General features: G+C 62.8%; 14 protein-coding genes. 3 read left to right on the top strand and 11 right to left on the bottom strand.

Annotation, left to right across the window (positions count from 1 at the left end; all coding sequences use genetic code 11):
* The 11 genes from vgrG to tssA all read right to left on the bottom strand — a co-directional run.
* The coding region (gene vgrG, locus BLO97_RS04140; RefSeq protein WP_139197648.1) for a type VI secretion system tip protein VgrG at positions 1 to 479 on the bottom strand (479 nt) is incomplete at its 3' end.
* 158 nt (positions 480 to 637) lie between these two features.
* Positions 638 to 3,328 carry a type VI secretion system ATPase TssH gene (gene tssH / locus BLO97_RS04145; protein WP_092148352.1) on the bottom strand — a complete coding sequence of 897 codons (2,691 nt, stop codon included), beginning with the start codon at positions 3,326 to 3,328 and terminating at the stop codon, positions 638 to 640.
* The gene (tssG, locus tag BLO97_RS04150; RefSeq protein ID WP_092148349.1) at positions 3,321 to 4,373 is read right to left on the bottom strand and encodes a type VI secretion system baseplate subunit TssG; all 1,053 of its coding nucleotides are present in this window, start codon (positions 4,371 to 4,373) and stop codon (positions 3,321 to 3,323) included. The genes tssH and tssG overlap by 8 nt, the downstream gene beginning before the upstream one ends.
* Positions 4,337 to 6,196 carry a type VI secretion system baseplate subunit TssF gene (tssF, locus tag BLO97_RS04155; RefSeq protein WP_063323770.1) on the bottom strand — a complete coding sequence of 620 codons (1,860 nt, stop codon included), beginning with the start codon at positions 6,194 to 6,196 and terminating at the stop codon, positions 4,337 to 4,339. The genes tssG and tssF overlap by 37 nt, the downstream gene beginning before the upstream one ends.
* Positions 6,193 to 6,705, bottom strand: a complete 513-nt coding sequence (tssE, locus tag BLO97_RS04160; protein WP_092345120.1) for a type VI secretion system baseplate subunit TssE — start codon at positions 6,703 to 6,705, stop codon at positions 6,193 to 6,195. Before tssE ends, tssF begins: the two co-directional genes overlap by 4 nt.
* The gene (locus BLO97_RS04165) at positions 6,699 to 7,148 is read right to left on the bottom strand and encodes a hypothetical protein (protein WP_092148343.1); all 450 of its coding nucleotides are present in this window, start codon (positions 7,146 to 7,148) and stop codon (positions 6,699 to 6,701) included. The genes tssE and BLO97_RS04165 overlap by 7 nt, the downstream gene beginning before the upstream one ends.
* A complete protein-coding gene (locus BLO97_RS04170; RefSeq protein ID WP_063323772.1) occupies positions 7,145 to 7,600 on the bottom strand; it encodes a T6SS effector amidase Tae4 family protein in 456 nt (151 codons plus the stop codon). The genes BLO97_RS04165 and BLO97_RS04170 overlap by 4 nt, the downstream gene beginning before the upstream one ends.
* A gap of 79 nt (positions 7,601 to 7,679) precedes the next feature.
* Positions 7,680 to 8,168 (bottom strand): Hcp family type VI secretion system effector, encoded by a 489-nt coding sequence (locus BLO97_RS04175; protein WP_003206927.1) that lies wholly within the window; start codon positions 8,166 to 8,168, stop codon positions 7,680 to 7,682.
* A gap of 220 nt (positions 8,169 to 8,388) precedes the next feature.
* A complete protein-coding gene (tssC, locus tag BLO97_RS04180) occupies positions 8,389 to 9,885 on the bottom strand; it encodes a type VI secretion system contractile sheath large subunit (protein ID WP_063323773.1) in 1,497 nt (498 codons plus the stop codon).
* Between the two features lie 2 nt (positions 9,886 to 9,887).
* Positions 9,888 to 10,394 (bottom strand): type VI secretion system contractile sheath small subunit, encoded by a 507-nt coding sequence (gene tssB, locus BLO97_RS04185; protein ID WP_003177230.1) that lies wholly within the window; start codon positions 10,392 to 10,394, stop codon positions 9,888 to 9,890.
* Between the two features lie 81 nt (positions 10,395 to 10,475).
* Positions 10,476 to 11,519 (bottom strand): type VI secretion system protein TssA, encoded by a 1,044-nt coding sequence (tssA, locus tag BLO97_RS04190; RefSeq protein WP_092148340.1) that lies wholly within the window; start codon positions 11,517 to 11,519, stop codon positions 10,476 to 10,478.
* 415 nt (positions 11,520 to 11,934) lie between these two features.
* Between tssA and tagH the strand changes: the two genes are divergently transcribed.
* The 3 genes from tagH (at position 11,935) to tssK (ending at position 15,341) form a co-directional block, all read left to right on the top strand.
* On the top strand, positions 11,935 to 13,416 hold the full coding sequence (gene tagH / locus BLO97_RS04195; RefSeq protein ID WP_092345122.1) for a type VI secretion system-associated FHA domain protein TagH: 1,482 nt from the start codon (positions 11,935 to 11,937) through the stop codon (positions 13,414 to 13,416).
* A 68-nt stretch (positions 13,417 to 13,484) separates the two neighbouring features.
* Complete coding sequence (tssJ, locus tag BLO97_RS04200; RefSeq protein ID WP_003206918.1) at positions 13,485 to 13,991, top strand: type VI secretion system lipoprotein TssJ; 507 nt, start codon at positions 13,485 to 13,487, stop codon at positions 13,989 to 13,991.
* A 15-nt stretch (positions 13,992 to 14,006) separates the two neighbouring features.
* Positions 14,007 to 15,341, top strand: coding sequence for a type VI secretion system baseplate subunit TssK (gene tssK, locus BLO97_RS04205; protein WP_063323776.1), 1,335 nt, complete (start codon positions 14,007 to 14,009; stop codon positions 15,339 to 15,341).
* The last annotated feature ends 4 nt before the right edge of the window (positions 15,342 to 15,345 follow it).

Raw genomic sequence — 15,345 nt, forward strand, 5'->3', positions numbered from 1 at the left:
CGGCTGACAAAGTCGAAACTGGTCTCGCGATACTGCACGCAGTATTCCCACTCGCGATAGGTTTGGCTCAAGGCGTCTTCGAAATCGGAAAAGCCCAGGTCGCGGAATACCTGCTTGATGATCTGCGGGATGGTCAGGTTCTGGAAAATCCGGCAATCGGAAGTGCGGGTCAGCAGCCACAACCACGGCCGCAACGTCGCCTGGTAACTGGCGAACTGGCCCTGGTCGACGTTCTGGCTGCAACGGGCGACGATGCCATGGAAATAGCGCTCACCACCGCCATCGAGCTGCAGGCTGACGCACATGGGCTTGCCAAGCAGCTGGTTGAGATCGATGGCATTGTCCAGCGAATGCAGCTGCAACTCGTAGTTGAACAGCCGCCCCAATTCTTCACCGCCGCCCATGTCCTTGAGCAACAGCACCTCAGGTCCGAGGGGGCTGGTGACCTTGGCCAGGCGTGAGGCTTGGTTGAATAACATCGGTTATCTCATCGTTGTAATGGCTGCGGCGCTGATTGGAACAACTGTGGGAGCGAGCTTGCTCGCGATGGCGGTATGTCAGTCAACATGGATGTTGAATGTGACTGCGCTATCGCGAGCAAGCTCGCTCCCACAGGGTTTTGCAGTGTTCCTTACCGTCAGGCCGCGTCGCTGAAATCGTACTGCAATTCGTTATCCACGGCGCTGATCCGCACGCCGGCCAAGGCCTTGCCTTCGAGCATGCGGGTCAGGAACTCGCGGCTCATGTCCGGCAGCAGGCTGTTGGTCAGGATGGTGTCGATCATGCGCCCGCCGCTTTCGGTTTCGGTGCAGCGCGAGACGATCAAATCGATCACCGCGTCGTCGTAGTCGAAGGCGACTTTGTGGGTGCTCTCCACGCGCTTCTTGATGCGGTTGAGTTGCAGGCGGGTGATGGCCTTGAGCATTTCGTCGCTGAGCGGGTAGTACGGGATCGTCACCAGGCGGCCCAGCAAGGCTGGCGGGAAAATCTCCAGCAGCGGTTGGCGCAGGGCCTTGGCGATTTCTTCCGGCTCCGGCACGTTCTGCGGGTCTTTGCAGACGTCGGCAATCAGCTCGGTGCCGGCGTTGGTGGTCAGCAGGATCAAGGTGTTCTTGAAGTCGATCACCCGGCCTTCGCCGTCCTCCATCACGCCTTTGTCGAACACCTGGAAGAAGATTTCATGCACGTCGGGGTGGGCTTTTTCCACCTCGTCCAGCAGCACCACGCTGTACGGTTTGCGCCGCACGGCTTCGGTCAACACGCCGCCTTCGCCGTAGCCGATGTAACCCGGTGGCGCACCCTTGAGGGTGGACACGGTGTGGGCTTCCTGGAACTCGCTCATGTTGATGGTGATGACGTTCTGCTCGCCGCCATACATGGCTTCGGCCAGGGCCAGGGCGGTTTCGGTCTTGCCCACGCCGGAGGTGCCGGCGAGCATGAACACGCCAATCGGCTTGCTCGGGTTGTCGAGGCCGGCACGTGAGGTCTGGATGCGCTTGGCGATCATCTGCAGGGCATGGTCCTGGCCGATGATGCGTTTCTTCAGGTGCTGGTCGAGGTTGAGCACGGTTTCCAATTCGTTGCGGGCCATGCGGCCCACCGGGATACCGGTCCAGTCGGCGACCACCGAAGCCACGGCCTGGTAATCCACGGTCGGCAGGATCAGCGGGGTTTCGCCTTGCAGGGCGGTCAGGCGCTGTTGCAGGTCCACCAGTTTCTCGCGCAGGGCGTGGCTTTCGTTGTCGGCAGCTTCGCTGGCGTCTTCGCTGTCTACCACGCCGACGCGCTCGCGTAAGGTGGCGCGGGTGGCGAGCAGTTCGTCCACCAGGGTTTTCTCTTCGGCCCAGCGGCTTTCCAGCTCGGCCAGGCGTTCGCGCTCGGCGCTCAGCAGGCTTTCGGTCTGGGTCTGGCGAGTGCCGATGACCACGCCGATGGCGTGTTCACGGGCGATGATTTGCAGCTCGGTTTCCAGTGCTTCGATGCGCCGGCGGCTGTCGTCCACCTCGGCCGGCACGGCGTGCAGGCTGATGGCGACGCGGGCGCAAGCGGTGTCCAGCAGGCTCACGGATTTGTCCGGCAGCTGGCGCGCGGGAATGTAGCGGTGGGAGAGCTTGACCGAGGCTTCCAGGGCTTCGTCGAGAATCTGCACCTGGTGGTGTTTTTCCATGGTCGAGGCCACGCCGCGCATCATCAGCAGGGCCTTGTCTTCCGACGGCTCGGCCACTTGCACCACTTGGAAACGACGGGTCAGGGCCGGGTCTTTCTCGATGTGCTTCTTGTACTCGGCCCAGGTCGTGGCCGCCACGGTACGCAAGGTGCCACGGGCCAACGCCGGCTTGAGCAGGTTGGCTGCGTCGCCCGTGCCGGCGGCGCCACCGGCACCCACCAGGGTGTGGGCTTCGTCGATGAACAGGATGATCGGCTTGGGCGAGGCCTGGACGTCTTCGATGACCTGGCGCAGGCGCTGTTCGAATTCGCCTTTCATGCTCGCGCCGGCCTGCAACAGGCCGACGTCGAGGCTGCGCAGTTCCACGTCCTTGAGGGCCGGCGGTACGTCGCCGGCGACGATGCGCAGGGCAAAGCCTTCGACCACGGCGGTCTTGCCCACGCCGGCTTCACCGGTGAGGATCGGGTTGTTCTGCCGGCGGCGCATGAGGATGTCCACCAGTTGGCGGATCTCTTCGTCACGGCCGACGATCGGGTCGAGCTTGCCGCTGCGGGCCTGCTCGGTGAGGTCGACGGTGAAGCGCTTGAGGGCTTCCTGTTTGCCCATGGCGCTTGGGGCCATGGCGCCGCTGGCTTCGCCCGGCACGGCACCGGCATTGAAACCGTCGCTGGCGGTCAGGGCGTTTTCCGGCGAGTCGCCGACGTATTCGTCAAAGCGTTCGCTCAGGGCTTCGACCTTGACCTTGTCGAACTCCGACGACAAACCCAGCAGCGCGTGGCGCAGGCTCGGGGTCTTGAGGATGCCCAGCACCAGGTAACCGGTGCGCACCTGGCTTTCGCCGAACATCAGGCTGCCGTAGACCCAGCCGCGTTCCACGGCTTCTTCCACGTGGGACGACAGGTCGGTGATGGACGTCGACCCCCGTGGCAGACGGTCGAGGGCTTCGGTGAGGTCACGGGCCAGGCGCGCCGGCTCGATGTTGAACTGGCGGATGATGCGGTGCAGGTCCGAGTCCTGCAGTTGCAACAACTGGTGAAACCAGTGGGCCAATTCCACATAAGGGTTACCGCGCAACTTGCAGAACACGGTGGCGGCTTCGATGGCTTTGTAGGCCACGCTGTTGAGTTTGCCGAACAACGCGGCGCGACTGATTTCACCCATGCTCATGGCTCCTTGAGGTCTGTGAGGTGTTGGCCTGTTCGGCGTAATGCCGGGCCAGTATTAGATCGTTGGCATCGGTTTCGGGGCGACCCAGCCAGGTATTGAAGCCCAGGCGGAAGCGACCATTGAGTTGCAGTGCCGGGACTTCGGGTTGTGCCAGGACCAGGTTCAGGTCCCAGTCCAATTCATGCCCCAGGTATTCGGCGACCCAGGCCACCAGCTCGTTGAACGGTTGGCTGCCGGGCAGCATGCCCATGTAGTCAACGAGCTTGAGTGGCCCCAGGCGAATGCGGAATTTGTGTTGGCGATCCCACACGAAGCGGCCCAGGCAGAAGTCCACGCCCAATTGATGAGCGCTGACCCCGACGCGGCTGCGTTCGGGCAATTCCAGCCATTGGCCGACGTATTCTTCGATCTCCACCGGCAGGCCGAAGTACTCGCTGAGGATTGCCTTCAAGCCGTCCGGGTAGCGGGTTTGCGCCGACAGGTGGCCGCTGTAGTGCAGCTTCGCCGTGTCGGGGATCAGCCCTTGTTTGAGCAGGCTCGGCATGCCCCGACCGCTGAGGGCGGCCAGGCGCGCCGACCAGTAGTCATCGTCCGGGCGGTCGTGGCTGACGGTCGGCCGCGCTTCGGCCCAGGCCCGATAAAACAGGCTGAGCAGGCGATGGTGGAACACATCGAGAAAGCGCTTGCTGGTGCTGTCGCCATTGTTGCGCTGGCGTTCGCGCACGTATTCGGTGATGTGCAGCGGCATCGGGCCGTTGGGGCCGCCGAGGCCGAAGAAGAACTGCTCCAGGCGTGCCGGGGTGCCGTCGCTGCCCGGTTGCACCGAGGCCAGGGTCGCCGGGGCGAAGGTGCAGTCGGCCTGCTGGCCGAGGCGCAGCGGGTCATCGGCCAGGCGCAGAGAATGGCCCAGGCGCGGCAGCTCGGGGGATTCGCACTCGATGCGCCGTAGCGCCTGGAAGAAGTCGTATTCCCAGGGCTCCTGGTGCATCGCCTCCAGGGTACTCACAGGGTCGGACGACGTCCGGGCTTGGCTTTCCATCGCATGATCTCGCCGCGTTCGGTGGTACGGATCACCGTCTCGGTAAAACTGTTGATCGACACGTAGCGTGCCAGGAAGCGCTCGAACACGGCGCCGAGCAGGAACACCCCGGTGCCGCGAAACGCGTTTTCATCGAATTCCAGGGTGATCTCCAGGCCCCGACCAAACACGATCGGGCCGGGCATCGGCAAGCGCCGGGTGCAAGCCTTGCTGCTGACTTCGCGCAGGCCTTCGATCTGCAATTGCAGCGCCGCGTCGTTGCTGTCGCCGTACAGGCGCAGCAGTTCGCGCAGGGCGGCGGCGCCTTGACCTTGTTCGCTCAACGACAAGTAGTTCAGCGACAACTGGCTGATCAGCCGCCAGGCCTTGGCGTCGTGGGCATGGCTGGCGCGAGGACGGCTCGGCCCAGCGACGCAGCGCACGGCGCCAACCGGCGCACTGTCGGCGAGGGTGAAGTCGGTCTTGCCGTTGCCCACGCTCATGAACAGCGGCAGGTCGCGGTTGGTGCACAGCGCGGTCACGCCCAGTTGGCGCAGGTCGTGGCGATAAGGCGCTTGCTGGCTGTCCACCAGGCTGACGAAGGTTTCGCTGCCGATGTAGGTCGAGCGTGGGCCGTTGCGCCGCTGGTCGCTGGACAGCACACGGGGTTCGCGCCGCACCGTGTAATAGGCCTGGTCGCGGCCATAACGGGACGGATCGCGTACGGCGTAGAACGGCAGGAACGGCTGCTCCGGCCCGGTGCCGTGGCCAGTGAGGCCGCTGAGCGAATGCACTTCGAAATCCATCGGCCGGGTACGGTCGGCGATCACGTGGTGTTCGTTGACCCGATCCGACAAGTGAATGCGATCCAGGCGCTTGGGGAACAGGTTGATGGCCGGGGTGCAGAACGGCAGGAACTGCGAAGCGCCGACGCTGCCTTCCAGGCTCGGATCGTGCCGGTCGAACAGCACGATCAGCTCCAGTTCCTGGCCGTCGCAACGCTTGACCGCGCGGCTCAACTGGGTGAAGTCGACAAACAGGAAACGGTGGGGCAGGGCGAAGTATTCCTGCAACAGGCGATAGCCCTGGAAGGCTCGCGGCACCACCGGCAGCGCGGCGTCGGCATCGTCGAAACCGCGCGAGCGCAACGCATCCTGGGGCAGGCGTTCCACCCAGTCGCCGCCGGGCTTGCGGGCGAACACCGCGCAGGCATTGCCCAGCAGTTGTTCGTAGAGGCGGAAAGGCTGTTCGTCGGCACCGCTCAAGTACAGCGGCAGGTTGTCCAGGGCCAGGCTGTTGAACGGCAGTTCGGCGCCGGTGCGCAGTGTGAGGCGCAGGCCGGCCTTGGCTTTCGGCTCGCTGGCGGCCAGGCGTCCGAGCACGGCGGAGGGGTTGCCGAAGTACTCGGCCTGGCTGACCTGCAACGGCCACAACGTCACCGCGTGGGCGGTGCGGTACTCGCAGCAGGTCTGGGTTTCACGCCCCAGGGCGGCACGCAGGACCGTATCGCGCGGCAGCGGGAAGCCACTGCTCAGCGAGCCTTCGTCCGGGTCGGCCTGCAATTGCACCACGGTCATCGACGGTGTCGGCGCCAGGTAATGCGGGTAGGCGATTTCCAGCAGGTTGTGGGTGAAGGTCGGGTACTCGGCGTCGAGCTTGAGCTGCACCCGCGCCGTCAGGTAGGCGAAGCCTTCCAGCAGGCGCTCGACATAGGGGTCGGCGCAGTCCATGCCGGACAAGGTCAGCCGACTGGCGATCTTCGGGTATTCCTTGGCGAACTCCGCCGCGCTTTCGCGCACGTGGTGCAGTTCCTGGTTGTACAGCTCCAGCAGGCGTGGGTTCATGAGCGTCTCCGCTGGTCGGCGTTGACCACGCGCACATGGCCGGTTTCCAGGTCCAGGTCGGTTTGCAGCATCAGGCGCAGCGGCACCGGCTGGGCCCAGAGATCGCCTTCGATCTCAAAACTCAAGGCGTTGTGGTTCATCTCGGCCGTCGCCCGGGCGCGCACGCGCAGGGTGTGGCGCAGGATTCGCGGCTCGAACGTGGCGATGGCCTGGTGGATCAGCGTTTCCAGGGCCGAGACATCGACGTTCGACGCGCTGTTGCCGGCCAGTGCCGGCAGGCCGAAATTCACCACCGAGGTGCCCGCCGGGGTGTGCAACGTGGCATCGGCGCTGAGCAATGAGGTGGTGTTGAGCAGCCACGCCAGGTCACGCAGCACGGAGGCTTTCAATTGGGTCAGGGACAGCACGCGTTTGTCGGCGCTTTCCTTTGGATTGGTCGGATCGTCGTCGGTCAACCGGTCCAATAGGGACGGTTGGAGGCGATCGCGGGCGGCGATTTCGGTTACCAAGTGAAAAGGCCTGTGTAATTCTTCTGGTCACCTGTGCCGCCCATGCAGCTGGCGCGGCGAGCGATTATCGAGGGTTCGAGTTGCCCATTGACCAGGCGTATGGCGCGGTACTCGGAGTGACATTGCGGACTGTTCTGAGCCGCGGTCGAGAAATGAAGAACAATGACAATAGGCACCTTGCCAAAGGTCTCGACATGAGATTTGCCTTGTCTGTCTACCGTGAACTGGCAGGGCCATGGCAGGTCGAGTGGCATTAGCGTCTGGTCTGGTTTGCGTAGCGCGCAGCGTTGTTGGTCATCGACCAGCGTCAACTGTTGCCCGCCCATCACGACGACTTGATTCACCGCTGCGGTTGAAGTTGCCGATGAGGCTTGCTGCCCGGCACAGGCTGTCAGGCTCGAAAACAGGCAGCCAATCAATACAGCGCAACGAGCCTTGTTCATAAAAGCTCCCAGAACCAGATCGCCCTGGATCGATAGGCCGGATCGTCATACCCGAGGGTCAGGCCACGGTTCCAGAGGTCGATATGGTCGCCGGTGCGACCGTCCGAAGACTCTCCCAATTGCTGGAAGCAATCCTTGAAGAAAATCAGGCCGGTCTTGTCTTGCAGCTTGCGTCGGTCCGCGGCAGTTCCGCCGAGGATCAACGGGCGGCCCAGGTGATGTTTCCACAACCAGTTCGCCAGCGATTCGGCCCCCCTGGCGTGCTCATGTGCACACTTGGGTTCGGTGTAGGTGGACTTGTTGACCTTGATGGTCAGCTCTGTATTGAGCGTGATGCTCATGCGGATAGCGCACTGGTTTGCCCACGGACCATCACAGGGTTTCGCGTCGGGGTAGGTCACCAGCAGATCGGAATAGGCTTTCCACAGATTGATAAACGAAGGCTTGGCCATGACTCACACCGCGCTGTAAAGGATTGGATTCGAGCAAGCACCAAACACCCCCGGCGCGTGGCACCGGGGGCGTGTTCGATTACACCTTGACGTTCTGACGGATGTTCCAGCCGAACTTGACCGGACCGCCTTCCTTGGTGCCGTCGGCTTTCTGTGGCTGGTAGTCCACCAGCACCTTGGCGAAGTTCAGGGTGACGTTTTCGGTCAGGCGATCATCGCCGCCCGAACCGCCGGTGCTCAGGGACGTAACCAGCACTTCTTCCAGGTTGATGATCATGTACTCGACCTGGCTTTCACCGCCGGCCTTGCGCACGGTCAGCTTGACCTTGTCGATGTGCTTGCCGCTGGCGCAGTGCATCATCAGGTTCGGCGACGCCTTGTCGACGTATTTGGTCAGGGACAGGTCCTGGACGTTGACCTTGCCCGCACCACCGCCGCTGCCCACGTGCATGTTGCCGGACTGGGACATGCCCCAGCTCCAGTTCAGGACATCGATCTCGTCCTTGTGGGCCTTGTCCATGGACTCGCCCTTGATGTCGCCGATCTTGATGAAAATATCAACAGCCATGTTTTCTCCCTGTGTGGTTTCTAACCACATTGTTTGGTTGACGCTGACCTTGCGAAATCTGTGAACTCAATGAAGATCTCTTGTGGACCACTCTGTGGCGAGGGAGCTTGCTCCCGCTTGGGTGCGTAGCGCCCACAAGAAGGGGCCGCTACGCGACCCAGCGGGAGCAAGCTCCCTCGCCACAAAGGGCCTCCACAGGAAAGCCCATTTCAACGGTTGTTTATGCGCCCTTGGCCGACGGCAGTTTCGATACCAGGCGCAGCGACACGGTCAGCCCTTCGAGCTGGTAGTGCGGACGCAGGTAGAACTTGGAGTTGTAGTACCCCGGGTTGCCTTCGACTTCTTCGACGATCACTTCGGCGGCAGCCAACGGGTGCTGGGCCTTGGTGGTCTCGGTGGAGTGCGCCGGGTCACCGTCGACGTAGTTGAGGATCCAGTCCTGCAACCAGCGCTGCATCTCGTCCTTCTCTTTGAAGGAACCGATTTTGTCGCGCACGATGCACTTGAGGTAATGGGCGAAACGGCAAGTGGCGAACAGGTACGGCAGGCGCGCCGCCAGGTTGGCGTTGGCGGTGGCGTCCGGGTCGTCGTATTCGGCCGGTTTCTGCAACGACTGGGCGCCGATGAACGCGGCGAAGTCGGTGTTTTTCTTGTGCAGCAGCGGCATGAAACCGTTCTTCGCCAGCTCCGCTTCACGGCGGTCCGAGATGGCGATTTCGGTCGGGCACTTCATGTCCACGCCACCGTCGTCGGTCGGGAACGTGTGGGCTGGCAGGTTTTCCACTTCACCGCCGGACTCCACGCCACGGATGCGCGAGCACCAGCCGAAATGTTTGAACGAACGGTTGATGTTCACCGCCATCGCGTAAGCGGCGTTGGCCCAGGTGTACTTGGAGCTGTCGGCACCGTCGGTGTTTTCTTCGAAGGCGAAGGCTTCCACCGGGTCGGTCTTGGCGCCGTACGGCAGGCGTGCCAGGAAGCGTGGCATGGTCAGGCCGATGTAGCGCGAGTCTTCCGATTCACGCAGCGAGCGCCAGCCGGCGTATTCCGGGGTGGTGAAGATCTTGGTCAGGTCGCGTGGGTTCGACAGTTCCTGCCACGAGCCCATGCCCATCACGGTCGGCGATGCCGCAGCGATGAACGGCGAGTGCATGGCCGCGCAGACTTTCGACAGTTCGCCCAGCAGCTCGACATCCGGTGGCGACTGGTCGAAGTAGTAGTCGCCTACCAGGCAACCGTAAGGCTCGCCGCCGAACTGGCCGTATTCTTCTTCGTACATCTTCTTGAAGATCGGGCTCTGGTCCCACGCGGTGCCCTTGAATTTCTTCAGGGTCTTGTGCAGGTCGGTCTTGGAGATGTTGAGCACGCGGATCTTGAGCTGCTCATCGGTCTCGGTGTTGTTGACCAGGTAGTGCAGGCCACGCCAGGCGCTTTCCAGTTGCTGGAAGTCGGGATGGTGGATGACCTGGTTGACCTGGGCGGTGAGCTTGGCGTCGATGGCGGCGATGATCGATTCGATCGACTTGATGGCGTCGTTGGACACCAGGTCGGTCTGCGCCAGGGCCTGTTCGGCCAGGGTACGCACGGCGGTCTCGACGGCTTCGCGGGCGCGCTCGGTCTTGGGTTTGAATTCTTGCAGCAGCAGGGACGCGAACTCGCTGGTTTCTTCGGTTGCGCCCAGGTTTTGCACGCCTTCGCGGGCTGTATTGTCAGTCATGATCATTGGTCCTGTGCTGGCTTCGGCGCGCTCGCCAGGGCCTGCAACAGCGCTGGGTCCTTGATCGCCTTCATGATGATTTCTTCGGCGCCGGTCTTGCCGTCCATGTAGGTCAGCAGGTTGGCCAACTGGGTACGCGCTTCGAGCAATTTGTTCAGCGAATCGACCTTGCGGGCCACGGCCGCCGGGCTGAAGTCGTCCATGCTTTCGAACGTCAGGTCCAGGCTCAGGTTGCCTTCGCCGGTCAGTTCGTTAGGCACATGAAACGCCACGCGCGGCTGCATGGCCTTGAGGCGCGAGTCGAAATTGTCGACGTCGATCTCGAGGAACTTGCGATCAGCCACAGGGGCCAGAGGCTCGGCGGGCTTGCCGGCGAGGTCGGCCATTACCCCCATGACGAAGGGCAACTGGACCTTTTTCTCGGCGCCGTAGAGCTCGACGTCGTACTCGATCTGCACTCGAGGCGCGCGGTTGCGCGCGATGAATTTCTGAGAACTTTGCTTCGCCACGTTGCTGCTCCTGGTCGCTTGAGCGACGGTGTTGGCGTCATCGGGGGTGCCGGTGACGTGACTGCGTGATCCGCTCGCTTTTTATTCGCTGTCTGGGCCGCGCAGGTTTTCAAATTGACTCATGCCGTCGGGAATCAGGTTGCGCACGATGGCCGCGAAGTCGGCGTGCACCAGATTCTTGGCCCGGTTCAACAGCACCGGCAGCGGGCTGGAGGGCTCATGACGGGTGTAGTAAGCGAGAATCCGGTCCAGGCTGCGCAGCACGTCGTCGCGGTTGTTGATGTCGCCGCTGACGGTGCTGGTGCTGTTATTGGTGTTGCGCGGTGAGCTTGTGACATTTGCATGCTCAGTGGGCGCTGGGCTGTTGTCGCTGACGGAATCGGCCTGGGCGCTGTCGCCACTCTGCGGGGCGAACTGGCCGAGAATCTGCAGGGCCATCTTCAACGGTTGCTTCAACGGGCCGAGGTCCACACCTTGGGCGGAACCGACCTGGTCGCTGACCTGCTGTTCGATGGTTTCGGCGGCGCTGCGGGCTTCCTGCAGGGCGGCACGGATGATTTCCAACTGTTCGGGGTCGCTGTCGAGCAAGGCCCCGGCGAGCTGTTCGGCACCGAGGTTCTCATCCGGGAAACTTTGCAGGCCGCTGGCGTTGGCGGCGGCGCGCAGGCTGACGGCGCCGAAGGTCCGCGAGCGGACCAGGATGCTTTCGCGCAGCAAGCGAATGGTGACATCGGACGTCAGGCCGGCGAGGGCATTGATGCGCACAGTGGGGTCGTTGTCGTCATCGGCGTCCAGGCGCGGATGTAACTCGGCCCAGTATTGCTTGAGCAGTTCGCTGATCAGCGTCAGCACACGGGCCATGCCCGGCAGGCCTTCGAGGGCCAGGGAGCTTTGCAACAGGAAATGGGTGATGCGCAGGTCTTTGCTGCGTTGCAGCAAGTCCAGGCTCTGCTGCTGGATGCTGCGCCATTCAGGAGGCTCGGCAGGCAAGATCGAATCGCCCATGCTGCGCTCGGGCTGGCCCCGGGAGTCGCGTTCCAGGCGCAAGAAATCCGCGTCATATTCCAGATCTTCACCGCACGGCGAAGTCGCGGAAACGGCGGCGAGCAACAAAGGCACATCCACTTGGATCGATCTCCCTATCACCCGCTGAAGAAGTCGGGCAGTTCACACGCAAGTTTCGGATGAAACTCACATGTTCCTTGACGGTAATGGCCTTTTAAATCTTAGGTGATTTTAAAGTGCCATCATCTATATTCAAGAAGTTGTGCATTTTTGGTGTAGTACTTATCGCTTGTCAAGGTAAGCTATTTCACCAGTGTAGCCCCTCTGTAACAGTTGTGATGCGCTTAACAGCCTGCTCGACCCATCGGTCGAAGCGGCAACTGACGTGGGGTTTTTGTCACGCAAGCCGGTTATGATCAGCAATCATGCTGGCAAAAAGCCGTTTCGCGGTGGTTGGCAAGGTTGTTGGTGGGTAGTCGGGGCTTCAATCCTCACTTCACCCGCCCGCGCGCGAAGTATTCAGCAAGGAGGCAAGATGCCGCTGTGTTTGACTATCACTAGTTATCACAAGATTACCCCGGGCCAGTGTTCTGAAAAGTCCATGGATCAGGGGGTGATGGCAATTGGCCGTAATTCCGATAATGACTGGGTATTGCCGGACCCTGAGCGTCTGGTTTCCGGCAAACATTGCGTTATTCAATACAAAGATGGGCGTTATTACTTAACCGATAACAGCACTAATGGTGTGGAATTGGTCAAGGCCGGTGTTCGCCTGCGCAAGGGCAACAGCGAACCCCTGCAAGACGGCGAAGTGATCCGCATCGGTGATTATGAAATCCAGGCGCGCGTCGATTTCAGCCTGCCAGTCACCGACAGCAACCCGTTCGCCGAATCGCCCAGCACTTTCGAGGCCTTGATGGGGCGCCAGGGCGCCGCGGTGCATGCGCCATCGCCGATTCCAGTGGCTGCGCCTGCGCATTTCCAGGGCGGGTCGGCCATGGACACCCTGCCGGACCTGTTCGATTTCTTGAGCCCGAGCAGTGTCCCGCCGGCCACCCAGCCTGACCATGTGCCGGCCGAGCAGCACAACTTCCGCCCGCCGACGCCGATTCCCCGGCCGAGCCCGCCGCCCGTGGTGGCGCCGGTGATACCGCCGTCTGCCTCGATGATTCCGGATGACTGGGACCCCTTTAGCGACAAGCCGGTGGCGGTGGCCCCGCAGCCCGTGGCCCCGCCGCCTGTGCCGCTGCCGCCCGTGGTTGAGCCGGTCGCGACGCCTGCCCCGCAGGCTCCGCTCGCCGACATCTTTGCTGAAATCAGCGCACCGCCGCCGGCCCCCGTGCCTGAAGCGTCGGTCACCCGCGTCGAGCCCCCGGTCGCACCTCCGGTTGCTCCGGTTGCTCCGGCTGTCCCGGCCGAGGCCGCCCAACCCGACTTGCTGCAAGCCTTCCTGCGCGGTGCCGGGCTGGACCAGTTGCGCCTGGACAAGGCCAACGCCGAAGCCCAGATGGAAAGCATCGGGCGCAGTTATCGGTTGATGGTCGAAGGCCTGATCGATGTCTTGCGCGCCCGCAGCAGCCTCAAGGGTGAGTTCCGCATCCAGCAGACGATGATCCAGCCGGTGGAAAACAACCCGCTGAAATTCGCTCCCAACGTCGATGAGGCCCTGTTGTTGCTGTTGCGCCACGGCAATCAGGCGTTCATGGCCCCGGACGTGGCGGTGCGTGACAGTTTCGATGATTTGCGGGCCCACCAACTGGCGGTGATGGCCGGTGTGGAAGCGGCCATCAAGCATTTGCTGGGGCGCTTCGAGCCGGCGCAACTGGAAGAACGCATGGCCAAGCCCGGTGGGCTCTCGGGTATTTTCAGTGGCTCGCGACAGGCCCAGTACTGGCAGCAGTTCACCGAGCTCTACAGCAACATTTCCCGGGAAGCCCAGGAAGATTTCCAGGACCTGTTCGGTCGCGAGTTCAGCCGCGCCTACGAAGAACACAGTACGCGACAGCGACGCCGCTAAGCGGCTCCGTCCCATAACAAGATTGATCGGCACACAACGGATAGCTCAAACGTCATTGAGGACGCAGGATGATTCCCAGGTTTTTACTCGCAGTCGCCACCGTGCTTCTGCTGACGGCGTGCGCCAAGGATGCGGCCAACCCCCAGCCCGAAGAAGCTGAGGCCGACACCGCCGCCATCGAGCTGCACTTTCACGCCATTGCCGGCCTCAACCCCGGCGCCACCGGCCAGCCGGCCCCGGTCCGGGTGCGCATTTTCGAACTGAAAAATGCCGCGACCTTCGGTCGTGCCGATTATTTCGCCCTCGCCGAACGGGCCCAGGCAACGCTGGGCGCCGACCTGATCGACCAGGACGAGGTGCTGATCCAGCCCGGCCAGCAATTGAGCCTGCAACGCGACCTCGACCCGGCCACGCGGCATATCGGAATACTGGTGGGCTATCGCGAACTGGACCAGTCGCTGTGGCGCACGGTGATGAATGTCCCGGCGCGCGAATACACCGAATACCAGATCAGCCTCGATGTGCGCGCCGTGCGCAGCGCCGTCGTCGTCCCCCCATCCAGCCCTGCCCAATAAGCAATCGGAGCCCCCATGTCCTGGAACAATCGCGTGGTCTGGTCGGAAGGCATGTTCATTGGAACGCAGCACTTCCAACAGCATGACCGTTACCTGGAAAACCTCATCGACGCACGCAGCCGCCCGTTGTCGGCCGGCGCCTGGGGTTTTTCCGAATTGCTGATCGACCAGGGCCTGCTGGCCCAGGGCAAGCTGGCGATCATCTCGGCGCGCGGCCTGTTGCCGGACGGTACGCCCTTCAACATTCCCCAGGATGACCTGGCGCCCACCCCGCTGAACGTCGATGACAACCTGCGCGATGGCCTGGTGTACCTGGCCCTGCCGCTCAAGCGCGCCGGCGCCCGGGACACCGTGGACGAAGGCGAAGACCTCGGCGCTGCGCGTTATGTGAGCCAGGTGTGCGAAGTGCGCGACGACAACGCACCGTTCGAAAACCGCGCACCGGTGGCCCTTGGCTCGCGGGCGCTGCGGCTGCTGACCGAACAGGATGGCATCGGCGACTACGCCGCCATCGGTGTGGTGCGCATCAAGGAAAAACGCGCCGACCGTGCCCTGGTGCTCGACGACACCTACATCCCGCCACTGCTGGATGTCATCGCCTCCAAGCCGCTGGCGGCGTTTCGCAGTGAACTGCTGGGCCTGCTGCATCAACGCGGCGAAGCCCTGGCCGGGCGGGTGGTGGCGTCCGGCGCCGGTGGCGCCTCGGAAATTGCCGATTTCATGCTGTTGCAACTGGTCAACCGCGCCCAACCGCTGATCCAGCACCTGAGCCAGTTGAGCCCACTGCATCCCGAGCGTTTCTACAGCGAGCTGGTAAGCCTGGCCGGGGAGTTCTCCACGTTCACCGCGTCCGGGCGACGACCGCAGCCATACCCGCCATACCAGCACGATGACCTGGCGCTCAGCTACGCGCCGGTGATGCAGGCCCTGCGTGAAGCCCTGTCGATGCTGATCGACAGCAAGGCGACGCCGATTCCGATTGTCGAGAAAGCCTACGGCATCCACGTGGCGATGCTGGCCGACAAGACCCTGCTCGACAGTGCCAGCTTCATCCTGGTGGTGCGCGCCGACGTGCCGGCCGAGACCCTGCGCGGCCGCTTCGGCCAGCAGAGCAAGGTCGGTTCGGTGGAGCACATCCGCGATCTGGTCAACCTGCAACTGCCGGGCATCGGCCTGCTGCCGTTGCCGGTGGCGCCAAGGCAGCTGCCGTACCACGCCGGCTCCACTTACTACGAGCTCGACCGCGGCAGCGATCACTGGCAGCAGCTGAGCAACTCTGGCGGCTTCGCATTCCACATCGCCGGCCAGTTCCCAGGGCTGAACCTGGCCTTCTGGGCGATTCGAGGATAAATCG

Origin of the sequence: Pseudomonas sp. NFACC05-1 (genome assembly GCF_900100135.1) — a bacterium.
GTDB classification, from domain to species: Bacteria; Pseudomonadota; Gammaproteobacteria; order Pseudomonadales; family Pseudomonadaceae; genus Aquipseudomonas; species Aquipseudomonas fluorescens_Q.

What these genes read in the sequence shown, in the direction of transcription:
- tssH (WP_092148352.1), bottom strand. Translation starts at nt 3,328, where the DNA reads ATGGGTGAAATCAGTCGCGCCGCGTTGTTCGGCAAACTCAACAGCGTG.
- tssG (WP_092148349.1), bottom strand. Translation starts at nt 4,373, where the DNA reads ATGGAAAGCCAAGCCCGGACGTCGTCCGACCCTGTGAGTACCCTGGAG.
- tssF (WP_063323770.1), bottom strand. Translation starts at nt 6,196, where the DNA reads ATGAACCCACGCCTGCTGGAGCTGTACAACCAGGAACTGCACCACGTG.
- BLO97_RS04165 (WP_092148343.1), bottom strand. Translation starts at nt 7,148, where the DNA reads ATGAACAAGGCTCGTTGCGCTGTATTGATTGGCTGCCTGTTTTCGAGC.
- BLO97_RS04170 (WP_063323772.1), bottom strand. Translation starts at nt 7,600, where the DNA reads ATGGCCAAGCCTTCGTTTATCAATCTGTGGAAAGCCTATTCCGATCTG.
- BLO97_RS04175 (WP_003206927.1), bottom strand. Translation starts at nt 8,168, where the DNA reads ATGGCTGTTGATATTTTCATCAAGATCGGCGACATCAAGGGCGAGTCC.
- tssC (WP_063323773.1), bottom strand. Translation starts at nt 9,885, where the DNA reads ATGACTGACAATACAGCCCGCGAAGGCGTGCAAAACCTGGGCGCAACC.
- tagH (WP_092345122.1), top strand. Translation starts at nt 11,935, where the DNA reads ATGCCGCTGTGTTTGACTATCACTAGTTATCACAAGATTACCCCGGGC.
- tssJ (WP_003206918.1), top strand. Translation starts at nt 13,485, where the DNA reads ATGATTCCCAGGTTTTTACTCGCAGTCGCCACCGTGCTTCTGCTGACG.
- tssK (WP_063323776.1), top strand. Translation starts at nt 14,007, where the DNA reads ATGTCCTGGAACAATCGCGTGGTCTGGTCGGAAGGCATGTTCATTGGA.